Origin of the sequence: Streptomyces sp. NPDC014733 (assembly GCF_043083385.1) — a bacterium.
Lineage (GTDB): Bacteria > Actinomycetota > Actinomycetes > Streptomycetales > Streptomycetaceae > Streptomyces.
In genome coordinates this window covers 109,830-122,490 of record NZ_JBIBYO010000014.1, presented here as the reverse complement: position 1 = coordinate 122,490, position 12,661 = coordinate 109,830, and the positions used below count along the sequence as shown (strand labels likewise).

At 72.4% G+C, this 12,661-nt stretch carries 8 protein-coding genes; all 8 read right to left on the bottom strand.

Going from position 1 to position 12,661, the window contains the following annotated elements; all coding sequences use genetic code 11:
- Positions 1-2: 2 nt before the first annotated feature.
- The 8 genes from ACF1BH_RS26320 to ACF1BH_RS26285 all read right to left on the bottom strand — a co-directional run bounded on the left by ACF1BH_RS26320 (position 3) and on the right by ACF1BH_RS26285 (position 12,613).
- Positions 3-1,712 (bottom strand): proline--tRNA ligase, encoded by a 1,710-nt coding sequence (locus ACF1BH_RS26320; protein WP_391646254.1) that lies wholly within the window; start codon positions 1,710-1,712, stop codon positions 3-5.
- A gap of 388 nt (positions 1,713-2,100) precedes the next feature.
- Positions 2,101-2,637, bottom strand: a complete 537-nt coding sequence (locus tag ACF1BH_RS26315) for a GNAT family N-acetyltransferase (RefSeq protein WP_391646252.1) — start codon at positions 2,635-2,637, stop codon at positions 2,101-2,103.
- A 390-nt stretch (positions 2,638-3,027) separates the two neighbouring features.
- The gene (locus tag ACF1BH_RS26310) at positions 3,028-3,873 is read right to left on the bottom strand and encodes a GNAT family N-acetyltransferase (protein ID WP_391646250.1); all 846 of its coding nucleotides are present in this window, start codon (positions 3,871-3,873) and stop codon (positions 3,028-3,030) included.
- 173 nt (positions 3,874-4,046) lie between these two features.
- Positions 4,047-5,204 (bottom strand): flavodoxin-dependent (E)-4-hydroxy-3-methylbut-2-enyl-diphosphate synthase, encoded by a 1,158-nt coding sequence (gene ispG / locus ACF1BH_RS26305; RefSeq protein ID WP_391646248.1) that lies wholly within the window; start codon positions 5,202-5,204, stop codon positions 4,047-4,049.
- 187 nt (positions 5,205-5,391) lie between these two features.
- The gene (locus tag ACF1BH_RS26300; RefSeq protein ID WP_391646246.1) at positions 5,392-6,696 is read right to left on the bottom strand and encodes a M50 family metallopeptidase; all 1,305 of its coding nucleotides are present in this window, start codon (positions 6,694-6,696) and stop codon (positions 5,392-5,394) included.
- Positions 6,693-7,967 (bottom strand): 1-deoxy-D-xylulose-5-phosphate reductoisomerase, encoded by a 1,275-nt coding sequence (gene dxr, locus ACF1BH_RS26295; protein ID WP_391646244.1) that lies wholly within the window; start codon positions 7,965-7,967, stop codon positions 6,693-6,695. The genes ACF1BH_RS26300 and dxr overlap by 4 nt, the downstream gene beginning before the upstream one ends.
- A 385-nt stretch (positions 7,968-8,352) precedes the next feature.
- On the bottom strand, positions 8,353-10,293 hold the full coding sequence (locus ACF1BH_RS26290) for an acyl-CoA dehydrogenase family protein (protein ID WP_391646242.1): 1,941 nt from the start codon (positions 10,291-10,293) through the stop codon (positions 8,353-8,355).
- An 862-nt stretch (positions 10,294-11,155) separates the two neighbouring features.
- The gene (locus ACF1BH_RS26285) at positions 11,156-12,613 is read right to left on the bottom strand and encodes an aldehyde dehydrogenase family protein (RefSeq protein WP_391646240.1); all 1,458 of its coding nucleotides are present in this window, start codon (positions 12,611-12,613) and stop codon (positions 11,156-11,158) included.
- Between the last annotated feature and the right edge of the window lie 48 nt (positions 12,614-12,661).

The window sequence follows — 12,661 nt, the reverse complement described above, 5'->3', positions numbered from 1 at the left end:
TATCAGGCGCTGAGTCGTGCGACCGCGTCCTCGACGGAGAGCTCCTCGCGCTCGCCCGTGCGGCGGTCCTTGACCTCGACGACGCCTTCGCCCGCACGGCGGCCGGCGACCACGATGGTCGGGACGCCGATCAGCTCGGCGTCGGTGAACTTCACGCCGGGCGACACACCGGGGCGGTCGTCGACCAGCACGCGCAGACCCGCGGCGCCGAGCTTCTCGCCGATCTCCAGGGCGAGTTCGGTCTGCTTGGCCTTGCCGGCGGCGACGACGTGCACATCGGCCGGGGCGACCTCGCGGGGCCAGCACAGGCCGGACCCGTCGTGGCTCTGCTCGGCGAGCGCCGCCACGGCGCGGGAGACGCCGATGCCGTACGAGCCCATGGTGACGCGCGCGGGCTTGCCGTTCTGGCCGAGCACGTCCAGCTCGAAGGCGTCCGCGTACTTGCGGCCGAGCTGGAAGATGTGGCCGATCTCGATGGCGCGGTCGATGCGCAGGCCGGTGCCGCACTTGGGGCAGGGGTCGCCGGGCTCGACGACGACCACGTCGAGGTACTGGTCGACCTCGAAGTCGCGGCCGGCGACGACGTTCTTCGCGTGCATGCCCTGCTTGTTGGCGCCGGTGATCCAGGCGGTGCCGCTCGCGACCCGCGGGTCGGCGAGGTAGCGGAACGCGGTGCCGGCCAGGCCCTGCGGGCCGACGTAGCCGCGGACCAGGTCGGGGCGGTCGACGAAGTCCTCGGCGGTGACCAGCTCGACGGTGGCGGGCGCGAGGTGCTCGCCGAGCTTGCCGAGGTCGACCTCGCGGTCACCGGGGACGCCGACCGCGACGATCTCGCCGTCGACCTTCACCAGGAGGTTCTTCAGCGTCGCCGACGCCGGGACGTCCAGGTGCGCGGCGAGGGCCTCAATGGTCGGGGTGTCGGGGGTGTCCAACTCCTCGACGGGGCCGTGGTCGGCGCCCTCGACCGGGGCGACCTTGACCGTGACGGCCTCGGTGTTCGCGGCGTAGTCGCAGGACGGGCAGTCCACGAAGGTGTCCTCACCGGCCGCGGCGGGGGCGAGGAACTCCTCGGAGGCGGAGCCGCCCATGGCGCCGGAGACCGCGGAGACGATGCGGTAGTCCAGACCGAGGCGCTCGAAGATCTTGGTGTACGCCTCACGGTGCAGGGCGTAGGAGGCTGCCAGACCCTCGTCGGTGGTGTCGAAGCTGTACGAGTCCTTCATCTGGAACTCGCGGCCCCGGAGCACGCCGGAGCGGGGGCGGGCCTCGTCGCGGTACTTGGTCTGGATCTGGTAGAGGATCACCGGCAGGTCCTTGTAGGACGTGCACTGGTCCTTCACCGTGAGGGTGAAGATCTCCTCGTGGGTGGGGCCGAGGAGGTAGTCGGAGCCCTTGCGGTCCTTGAGACGGAAGAGGAGGTCGCCGTACTCCTCCCAGCGGCCGCTCGCCTCGTACGGCTCCTTGGGGAGCAGGGCGGGGAGCAGGACTTCCTGGCCGCCGATGGCGTCCATCTCCTCGCGGACGATGCGGGAGACGTTCTCCAGGACCTTCTTGCCCAGCGGGAGCCAGGTCCAGATGCCCGCGGACGTACGGCGGACGTACCCGGCGCGTACCAGCAGCTTGTGGCTGGCGGTCTCGGCGTCGGCCGGGTCGTCGCGCAGCGTCTTGATCATCAATCGGGACATGCGCTGGACCTGAGCGGCGTGGGCCATGGGAATTTCTCCTGCGTAAGAAAGGTGACTCCTTGGAGATTAGCCGCCGGGGCAGGGCGCACGGAAATGGGTTGCCCGCCCCGCGCGGGGCACGGTGCACCCCGCGGAGCCCGGCGCCCCGCGCACGGAGCGCCTGCACGGCGCCCGCGGTGGGCGCCGGGGACACCCCGTACGGGGCACGGCGCGGGGAGCAACAAGGCCCGCATGGGGCGCGACGCACAGGGCCCGGCGCGTACGGCAGGGGGCGGCACGCATGGGGCATGGGGCAGCCGCATGGGGCGCGGCTGCTCGCGGCCTCTCCGGAGCACCGCCGCCCCGTGCCCATGCCCCACGCCCGCGCCCCGCGCCCGCGCCCCACGCTCCGTCCGGCCGTACCGCGGAGCCGGCGTCAGCGTCGGCGCAGCGGCAGCGGGGCGCCCATGACGGCGTACGGCGTGGGGGCGCTGGGGAACAGGACGCGGCGGGCGAGGTCCTGGTAGCCGAGGGAGTGGTAGAGCGCGCGGGCGGGGCTCTCCGTGTCGAGGGCCGAGAGGATGCTGCGGGGCCGCGTGGTGCCGTCCGTCAGCTCCGTGATCAGCCGGCGGCCGATGCCGCGGTGCTGGTGGGCGGGGTGGACGTGGAGTTCGGTGATGACGAAGGAGTCGTCGAGCCAGTGGTCGAGCTGCTGGGCGCGCAGGTAGGGCTCGACGACGCCGGACCACCAGTGGGCGCGGTCGTTGGGCATGCCGTAGATGAAGCCGACGAGGCGGCCGGCGGGGGTGGTGGCGCCCAGCGCGCGGGCCCCGGGGCACTGGAGGTGCCGGAGCACGATGGGGCGGCGGATGGCCATCTCGCCGTCGGTCAGCCCGAAGGCGAGGGCCTGCACCGCCAGCGCGTCGTCCACACGGGCGGCGAGATCGAGGGGGCCGACCGCGATGTCATCCATGGTCGGGAGCGTACAAGGCGTATGCCTCGGACAGCACGGTCCAGCACCGTCACCGGCGTGCGGCGACGACGGGGCGGGCGGAGCGGGACGGGGCACCCGCACGGCGCGCGTTACGGTGCGGACGGAGCCGGCGGGCGTGACGCCGCGGGCTCCACCGGTGCGAGCGGGACGGGGCGGGGCATGGTGCGGCGGAGGCAGGGCGGCACCATGCGGCACGGGGCATGCGCCGACGACGCGACCGGGACCTGGCGCCCGCTGCGCGCCGGGCCGGGCCCCGAGGGCCACGCACGGCGCAACGCCCCCGCAGGCCACGGGCCACGGCGGGCCGGACCGGGCAAGGTCAGGCCCGCTCACGTCACCGCACCACAGCCCAGCTCACCACAGGCCGGCTCAGAACAGCACGCTCATGAACGCCCCGACCTCTTCGAACCCCACCCGGCGGTACGCCGCGCGCGCTGCCGTGTTGAAGTCGTTGACGTAGAGGCTGACGACGGGGGCGACATCGGCGAGGGCGTAGCGCAGGACGGCGGCCATGCCGGTCTCGGAGAGGCCCTTGCCGCGGTGTTCGGGGTCGACCCAGACGCCCTGGATCTGGCAGGCGCGGGGCGTGGCGGCGCCGATCTCGGCCTTGAAGAGGACCTTGCCGTTCTCGACGCGGGCGAAGGAGCGGCCGGCGCCGACGAGTTCGGCGACGCGTGCCTGGTAGAGGAGTCCGCCGTCGCCGGCCATCGGGGAGATGCCGACCTCCTCGGTGAACATGGCCACGCAGGCGGGCATGATCAGTTCCATCTCGTTCTTGCGGATGCGCCGGACGTACGGGTCGGGGGCGATCTCCGCGGACGGGGCGGTGGTGACCATGAGGGGCTGGTGGGCGCGGACCTCGCGGGCGGGGCCCCATGCGGGCTCCAGCAGCGACCACAGGGCCGCGGTGGCCTCGGCCGGGCCGACGAGGGAGGAGCAGCGGCGGCCCTGCCGGCGGGCGCGTTCGGCGAAGCCGCGGATGGCCTCGGGGGTGGCACAGATGGGGACGAGGTTGGCCCCGGCGTAGCAGAGGGACTCCAGGCGGCCGCCGGAGTACCAGCCCCACATCTCACCGCCGAGCCGCCAGGGGTCGAGCCCTGCCACCTGGACCCGGGCGGCGACGAAGGCGTTGGCGACCGGGTCGCGGTCCAGGACCTCCAGGGCGGCGTCGAGCTCCCCTGGCTCCAGGACCTTGAGGGTGGTGGTCGTCAGCACGTGTCGGAAAGCCTCACCGGTGCGGGCCTGGGAGGCCAGGCAGGAGCAGGTTCTCGCACTGTACCTCCCGCCGTGTGACACCACCTATGGCGCTACGTGTGAGCCCCGCCGCCCCGGGGAACGGGGCGGCGGGGCTCGTCGCGAGGGGCGCCGTGCGGCGGCTGACGGGGCGGTCAGCCGGCGGCGGTGACGACCGGCTCGCCGGAGGTGACGCCGTCCTTCTCCATCTGCTCGGCGATCTTCATCGCCTCTTCGATGAGGGTCTCGACGATCTTCGACTCGGGGACGGTCTTGATGACCTCGCCCTTGACGAAGATCTGGCCCTTGCCGTTGCCGGAGGCGACGCCGAGGTCGGCCTCGCGAGCCTCACCCGGGCCGTTGACGACGCAGCCCATGACGGCGACGCGCAGCGGCACCTCCATGCCCTCCAGGCCGGCGGTGACCTGGTCGGCGAGCTTGTACACGTCGACCTGGGCGCGGCCGCAGGACGGGCAGGAGACGATCTCCAGGCGGCGCTGGCGGAGGTTCAGGGACTCCAGGATGGAGATGCCGACCTTGACCTCCTCGGCGGGCGGCGCGGAGAGCGAGACGCGGATGGTGTCGCCGATGCCCTCGGAGAGCAGCGCGCCGAACGCGACCGCGGACTTGATGGTGCCCTGGAAGGCGGGGCCCGCCTCGGTGACGCCGAGGTGGAGCGGGTAGTCGCACTGCGCGGCGAGCTGACGGTAGGCGTTGACCATCACGACCGGGTCGTTGTGCTTGACCGAGATCTTGATGTCGCGGAAGCCGTGCTCCTCGAAGAGGGACGCCTCCCACAGCGCGGACTCGACGAGCGCCTCGGGGGTGGCCTTGCCGTACTTGGCGAGCAGGCGGGCGTCGAGCGAACCGGCGTTGACGCCGATGCGGATGGGGGTGCCCGCGTCGCCGGCCGCCTTCGCGATCTCCTTGACCTGGTCGTCGAACTTCTTGATGTTGCCGGGGTTGACGCGGACCGCGGCGCAGCCGGCGTCGATCGCGGCGAAGACGTACTTGGGCTGGAAGTGGATGTCCGCGATCACCGGGATCTGGGACTTCTTCGCGATGACGGGCAGCGCGTCGGCGTCGTCCTGGGTCGGGCAGGCGACGCGGACGATCTGGCAGCCGGAGGCGGTCAGCTCGGCGATCTGCTGGAGGGTGGCGCCGATGTCGGAGGTGCGGGTGGTCGTCATCGACTGCACCGAAACCGGTGCGTCTCCGCCCACGGCGACCGGTCCGACGTGGATCTTGCGGCTGACCCTGCGGTCGGCAAGCTTGGTCGGTACGTCCGGCATTCCCAGCGAAATGGCAGTCATCTGGCGAGCAACCCCAAGGTGTGGATCTAGGTCCCGAAGTCGGCGGGCTCCGGCCTCCGAGATTACGGCACCGGGGTTCCCCGAAGCACATCGTGGCCGCGCGTCGGCGCCGTACGACGACGGCCGGAAGCCCGCGGCGCTCCGCGGGACGTCCGGCCGTCCACGTGTGTGACCTGCTGCTTCCGGGCTATCCGGTGAGGGTGACCGGGTTGACGACGTCGGCGACGAGGACGAGCAGGGTGAAGCAGATGAACACGCCTGCGACGACATACGCGACCGGCATCAGCTTGGCGACGTCGAACGGGCCCGGGTCCGGGCGGCGGACGACCTTCGCGAAGGCGCGGCGGAGCGACTCCCACAGGGCGCCGGCGATGTGCCCGCCGTCCAGGGGGAGCAGCGGCAGCATGTTGAACAGGAAGAGGGAGAGGTTGAAGCCCGCCACCAGGAGGAGCATCGTCGCGACGCGCTGCTCCGGGGGGATGTGGAGGGAGAAGACCTCGCCGCCGACGCGCGCGGCGCCGACCACGCCCATCGGGGAGTCCGGCTTGCGTTCCGCGCCGTTGAAGGCGGCGTTCCACAGGTCGGGGACCTTGCCGGGGAGGTTGATCAGGGAGGTGACGCCCTGCTGGACCATGTTGCCCATGCGGTCGACGGACTGGCCGAAGGACTGCTGGACGACGCCGCTGGCCGGGGTGAAGCCCAGGAATCCGGCGGTGACGAACTGGCCGTCGACGTAGCCGCCGTGGCCGTCGGTCTTGGCGACCTTGTTCTCGATGAGGTCGGCGTGCAGGGTGCGGCGGGCGCCGTCGCGTTCGACGACGAGCGTGGCGGGCCCGGTGGTGTCACGGATCCGGCCCTGGAGGGTGTCCCAGTCGGGGATGGCCCGGCCGTTGAAGCTGACGATCTTGTCACCGGCGCGCAGGCCCGCGGCCTTGGCCGGGGAGTCCTTGGCGCCGGCCGGGCACTTGTCCGTCTTGGCGGACGCCGAGATGACGCAGTCGGAGACCGAGCCGACCTGGGTGGTCTGGGTGTTGATGCCGAAGCCCATCAGCACGCTCATGAAGATCACGACCGCGAGGATCAGGTTCATGAACGGCCCGGCGAACATCACGATGACGCGCTTCCACGGCTTGCGCGTGTAGAAGAGCCGCTTCTCGTCGCCCTCCTGGAGCTCCTCGAAGGCGGCCGAACGGGCATCCTCGATCATGCCGCGCCACGGTGAGGTGGAACGGGCCTGGAGCTTCCCGTCGTCGCCGGGCGGGAACATCCCGATCATGCGGATGTAGCCGCCGAGCGGGACGGCCTTGATGCCGTACTCGGTGTCGCCCTTCTTACGGGAGAAGAGCGTCGGCCCGAAGCCCACCATGTACTGCGGCACGCGGATGCCGAACATCTTGGCCGTCGAGAGATGGCCGAGCTCGTGCCAGGCGATGGAGAACAGCAGGCCGACGACGAAGACGACTATGCCGAGGATGGTCATCCAGGTCGTCATGCGCGAGCCTCCGAAGGTGTACGAGCCGCCCGGGCGGCCAGTTCGCGGGCGCGGGCGCGCGCCCAGGTCTCCGCCTCCAGTACGTCCGCGACGGTGAGGGAAGTTCCCCGTCCGGGCATCTCGTGTGCGGAGACCACTTCGGCGACCGTATCCACAATCCCTGTGAAAGGCAGCCCGCTGTGGAGGAAGGCGTCGACGCACTCCTCGTTGGCGGCGTTGAAGACGGCGGGTGCGGTGCCGCCGAGGTCGCCGACGTGGCAGGCGAGCGGGACGGAGGGGAACGCCTTCTCGTCGAGGGGGAAGAACTCCCAGGTCCGGGCCGTCGTCCAGTCGATGCCGGGCGCGGCGTCGGGGACGCGGGCGGGCCAGCCCATGCCGAGCGCGATGGGCATCCGCATGTCGGGCGGGCTGGCCTGGGCGAGCGTGGAGCCGTCGGTGAATTCCACCATCGAGTGGATGTAGGACTGCGGATGGACGACGACCTCGATCTGCGCGAAGGGGACGTCGAACAGCAGATGCGCCTCGATGACTTCGAGCCCCTTGTTGACGAGGGTCGCGGAGTTGATGGTGACGACGGGCCCCATGGACCAGGTGGGGTGGGCCAGCGCCTGCTCCGGGGTGACGTCGGCCAGCTCGGCACGGCCGCGGCCGCGGAACGGGCCGCCGGACGCGGTGACGACGAGCTTGCGGACCTCCTGGCGGGCGCCGCCGGTCAGCGCCTGGAACAGCGCGGAGTGCTCGGAGTCGACGGGGATGATCTGCCCGGGTGCGGCGACGGCCTTGACCAGCGGGCCGCCGGCGATCAGCGATTCCTTGTTGGCGAGGGCGAGCACCCGGCCGGCCTTGAGGGCGGCGAGCGTCGGCGCGAGGCCGATGGAGCCGGTGATGCCGTTGAGGACGGTGTGGCAGGGGGAGGCAGCGAGGTCGGTGGCCGCGTCGGGTCCGGCGAGGATCTCCGGCAGCGGCTCGCCCGCGCCGTACCGCGCGCACAGCGCCTCCCGCAGCGCCGGGGCGGCCTCTTCACGGGCCACGGCGACGGTGCGGACCCGCAGCTGGTGCGCCTGCTCGGCGAGCAGCTCGACCCGGCCGCCGGCCGCGGAGAGCGCGGTCACCCGGAAACGGTCGGGATTGCGCCGCACGATGTCGATCGCCTGGGTGCCGATGGAACCGGTCGAGCCGAGGATCACGATGTCGCGGGGGCCGTGCTGTGCGTCCGGATCCGCGGAAACCGGTGCGAAGCGCAGGTGCGGGTGGGCGAGGGAGTCCGTCATGGGGTCCATTGTGGCCGGTCGCGGAGGCCGCGGACGCAACACGTCGGCGCGGGGGCGCAGACGGCGGCGGGGAAGGGCGATATGGGGTGGGGTGGTGGGGTGGGTGGTACGGCAAGGGGCGGCCCCGTGCGGGGTGAGGCGGCAGGGTGGTGCCGCATGGGGCGGGGGCATGGGGCGAGTGGCCCCATGCGGGGGGTGAGGCTGGCGTTGTACGGGGCGGGGGCATGGGGCGGGCATGCCGCATGCGCTGGGCGGGGGGCACGGCGCGGGGCGTGGGGCACGGCGCCCCACGCGCGGGCACGGGGCGGACGTGCCCCACGCGCGGGGCGGGCGGGCACGGTGGCGGGCGGCCCGCCGCTCCTCCCTACCGCGTCCCGGCCCCGGCCTACGGCGCCTCGGAACCGGGGCTCCGGACGGGGCGGTGGACGTTCTGGTGGGTGCTGGGGCCGGGGGTGGCGTCGGCGATCCAGGGACCTTCGCCGCTGGCGTCGACGATGCCTTCCTCCAGCCAGCGGTAGGCGCCGTCGAGGACCCCGGAGACGACCTTGCGGTCGAGGACGTCCGTGTTGGTCCACAGCCGGGCGAAGAGCTCGTCGACGCGGATCCGGGACTGCCGGCAGAACGCATCGGCCAGCTGGTACGCCTCCCGCCCGTGGCCGCCGGTCAGCCGCAGGTGCTCGGCCCGTACGCAGGCGGCGCTCATCGCGAACAGTTCGGCGCCGATGTCGACGATCCGCCCGAGGAAGCCTTGCTTGGTCTCCATCCGCCCCTGCCAGCGCGACATCGCGTAGAAGGTGGCACGGGCCAGCTTGCGGCAGGACCGTTCGACGTACCGCAGATGCCCGGCAAGGGTCCCGAACTCCTGGTACGAGCGAAGGAGTTGACCGGGTCCGGTGACGAGCTGGGGCAGCCAGCGGGCGTAGAAGCGGCCGGCGTCGGCGGCCGCCCTGCCTTTGTCGCCGAGGCTCTTCCGCGGGTCGATGAGGTCGCCCGCGACGGACAGGTGGGCGTCGACGGCCTCGCGGGCGATCAGCAGATGCATGATCTCCGTCGATCCTTCGAAGATACGGTTGATGCGCATGTCGCGCAGCAACTGCTCGGCGGGCACGGCGCGCTCGCCCCGTGCGGCGAGCGAGTCGGCGGTCTCGAAGCCGCGGCCACCGCGGATCTGGACCAGTTCGTCGGCGATCCGCCACCCCATCTCGGATCCGTAGAGCTTGGCGAGGGCGGCTTCGATCCGGATGTCGTTGCGGTTCTCGTCGGCCATCTGGGAGGAGAGGTCGACGACCGCCTCCAGGGCGAAGGTGGTCGCCGCGATGAACGAGATCTTGGCGCCGACCGCCTCGTGCGCGGCGATCGGCCTGCCCCACTGCTCGCGGACGCCCGACCACTCCCGGGCGATCTTCAGGGCCCATTTCCCGGAGCCCACACACATCGCGGGCAGCGACAGCCGCCCCGTGTTGAGGGTGGTCAGCGCGATCTTCAGACCGGCGCCCTCGGGGCCGATACGGTGCGCGGCGGGGACCCGCACCCGGTGGAAGCGGGTGACTCCGTTCTCCAGGCCGCGCAGGCCCATGAACGCGTTGCGGTGCTCGACGGTGATGCCGGGCGTCGCCGTTTCGACGACGAAGGCGGTGATGCCGCCCCGGTGGCCCTCCGAGGCGGGCACCCGCGCCATCACCACCAGCAGGTCGGCGATGACGCCGTTGGTGGTCCACAGCTTCACACCGTCGAGGAGGTAGCCGTCGCCGTCGGGGACGGCGGTGGTCGCCAGGCGCGCCGGGTCCGAGCCGACGTCCGGCTCGGTGAGCAGGAACGCCGAGATGTCGGTACGGGCGCAACGGGGCAGGAAGGTGTTCTTCTGCTCCTGGCTGCCGAAGAGCTTCACGGGCTGCGGGACGCCGATCGACTGGTGCGCGGAGAGCAGCGCGCCGACGGCGGGGCTGGCGGAGCCGACGAGGGCGAGCGCCTTGTTGTAGTAGACCTGCGTGAGGCCGAGTCCGCCGTACTTCGTATCGATCTTCATGCCGAGCGCGCCGAGCTCCTTGAGCCCGTTGACGGTCTCGTCGGGGATCCGGCCCTCGCGCTCGATGCGGGCGCCGTCGATCCGTGTCTCGCAGAACGTACGCAGCGCGGCCAGGAACGCCTCGCCGCGCCGGACGTCCTCCGTCGCCGGGCTGGGGTGCGGGTGGATCAGATCGAGCCGGAAGCGTCCCAGGAACAGCTCCTTGGCGAAGCTGGGCTTGCGCCAGTCCTGTTCCCGGGCTGCCTCGGCGACCTGCCGTGCCTCGCGCTCGGAGACGTTGCGGGTGGTCGGAGCGGACATGTCGGGCTCACCTCGCCGCGTTCGGATGGACCGTGCCGACGGACCGGGGCCGGCGGGACGGCACCCATGGGCACTCATGGACTACTTGTGAGAGTTACCCGGTATGCGGCAGTTGCACCAGTGCTACGCGACCGCCGGGCGCTCCGGAGGGGGCCGTCGGCCGGGGACGGCTGGCTCCTGAACCCGTAGGAGGGCGTTGCGCCGGTGAGGGGTATGCCGCCGCGGTGGGCGGGGCGCATGGGGCTGTCGCACGGGCCGTCGCATGGGGCGGGGTTTCTCGGCGTGGAGGCGTCGCGCGGGGGCCAGGGTTTCGCGGTGCGGAGCCTCAGGCATCAGGCGAGGTTCGCGCGACGTGGAGCCGCACGCATGAAGCGAGATTCGCGCGACGCGGAGCCGCACGCATGGGGCAGGGCGAGGCGTACACGGGGCCGAGGCAAGGGCTGCCGCGCGGGGCACGGGGCGCGCTCCTGCCCCATGCGTGGGGTGCGCGGTGGCGCCATGCGGGGGGGGGACGGAGCACCGTGGGGCCCGGCGCCCCGCCCCATGCGTGGGCTCCGTAGCCGCCCCATGCGCGGGGTGCGGGGCGAGGGCGAACCCCCTCCGGCACGAAAAACGGCCCCACTGACGGGGCCGTGCGGTCAAGATCTGGCGCGCCCGGGGCCATGGCTCGAAGGCGCGGGGCGTGGCGCGCTCCGGAACAGGGTGCCGGAGCGCGCCACGGCCGGGGCCGGTCCACGGGAGGGACGGACCGGCGCCTGGTCTGGACTCATGTGACGGTCTCAGGGACGACCGCGCTGTCCACCGGTCCAGGCCGGGTCGGGCGGACGGGGCGTGCCACGGCCGGCGGGCCGGGCACCGTCCCTCAGAGGTCGAGGCCGGTCAGCACCAGGACCCGCTCGTAGGTGTAGTCGTCCATGGCGTAGCGGACACCCTCACGGCCGACGCCGGAGAGCTTGGCGCCGCCGTACGGCATCTGGTCGGCGCGGTACGACGGCACGTCGCCGATGATCACGCCACCGACCTCCAGCGCACGGTGCGCACGGAACGCCGCCTGCACGTCGTGGGTGAACACCCCGGCCTGGAGCCCGTACTTCGAGTCGTTGACCGCGGCGAACGCGTCGGCCTCACCGTCGACCTTCGCGACGGAGAGCACCGGCCCGAAGACCTCCTCGCAGGCGAGGGTGGTGTCGGCGGGCAGCTCGGCAAGCACGGTCGGCGCGTACGCGGCGCCCTCCCGCTTGCCACCGGTGAGCAGCTTGGCGCCGGCCGCGACGGCCTCGTCCACCCACGCCTCCACACGCTCGGCCGCGGCCTGGCTGACCAGCGGGCCGACCTCGGTCGCGGCGTCGGACGGGTCGCCGGTGACCTGCGCCTCGACCGCGGCGACGATCTTGGGCACCAGGCGGTCGTAGACCTGCGCGTCGGCGATCACCCGCTGCACCGAGATGCAGGACTGGCCGCCCTGGTAGTTGGAGAACGTGGCGATCCGCTGGGCCGCCCAGTCCAGGTCCGCCTCGGAGGCGTAGTCGCCGAGGATGACGGCCGCGCCGTTGCCGCCCAGCTCCAGGGTGCAGTGCTTACGGGGCACCGAGTCGAGGATGTCGTAGCCGACCTTCTCGGAGCCGGTGAACGAGATGACCGGCAGCCGCTCGTCCTGGACCAGCGCCGCCATGCGGTCGTTGGGGACCGGCAGGATCGACCAGGAACCGGCGGGGAGGTCGGTCTCGGCGAGCAGCTCACCCAGGATCAGACCGGACAGCGGCGTGGCGGGCGCCGGCTTGAGGAAGATCGGCACGCCTGCCGCGATGGCAGGGGCGACCTTGTGGGCGCAGAGGTTGAGCGGGAAGTTGAACGGCGCGATGCCCAGCACCGTGCCGCGCGGGAAGCGGCGGGTCAGCGCGAGACGTCCGGCGCCGCCGCCGTCGGTGTCGAGCCGCTGCGCCTCGCCGCCGTTGAAGCGGCGCGCCTCCTCGGCGGCGAAGCGGAAGACGGACACGGCGCGGCCGACCTCACCGCGCGCCCACTTGATGGGCTTGCCGTTCTCCGCGGAGATCAGCTGCGCGATCTCCTCCGTACGCTCGACCAGGCGGCGCTCGACGTGGCTGAGGGCCGCGGCGCGGACGTGGGCGGGGGTGGCGGCGAACTCGTCCTGGACGGCGACGGCGGCGGCGACGGCCTCCTCGACCTGCTCCTCGGTCGGGACGCTCACCGTGCCGACGAGACGTCCGTCCCAGGGGGAGGTGACGTCGAAGGTGGTGTCGCCGGTGGCCTCGCGGCCGGCGACCCAAAAGGCGGTGGGGGCTGCAGCATTGTTCGGCACAGTGGATCCCGGCCCTTCCGAAGTGGTGGGTGGTGCGCACGGACCGGC

Bases quoted from the DNA above. Each gene is read 5' to 3' on its own strand.
- ACF1BH_RS26320 (WP_391646254.1), bottom strand. From the start codon at position 1,712: ATGGCCCACGCCGCTCAGGTCCAGCGCATGTCCCGATTGATGATCAAG.
- ACF1BH_RS26315 (WP_391646252.1), bottom strand. From the start codon at position 2,637: ATGGATGACATCGCGGTCGGCCCCCTCGATCTCGCCGCCCGTGTGGAC.
- ispG (WP_391646248.1), bottom strand. From the start codon at position 5,204: ATGACTGCCATTTCGCTGGGAATGCCGGACGTACCGACCAAGCTTGCC.
- ACF1BH_RS26300 (WP_391646246.1), bottom strand. From the start codon at position 6,696: ATGACGACCTGGATGACCATCCTCGGCATAGTCGTCTTCGTCGTCGGC.
- dxr (WP_391646244.1), bottom strand. From the start codon at position 7,967: ATGACGGACTCCCTCGCCCACCCGCACCTGCGCTTCGCACCGGTTTCC.
- ACF1BH_RS26290 (WP_391646242.1), bottom strand. From the start codon at position 10,293: ATGTCCGCTCCGACCACCCGCAACGTCTCCGAGCGCGAGGCACGGCAG.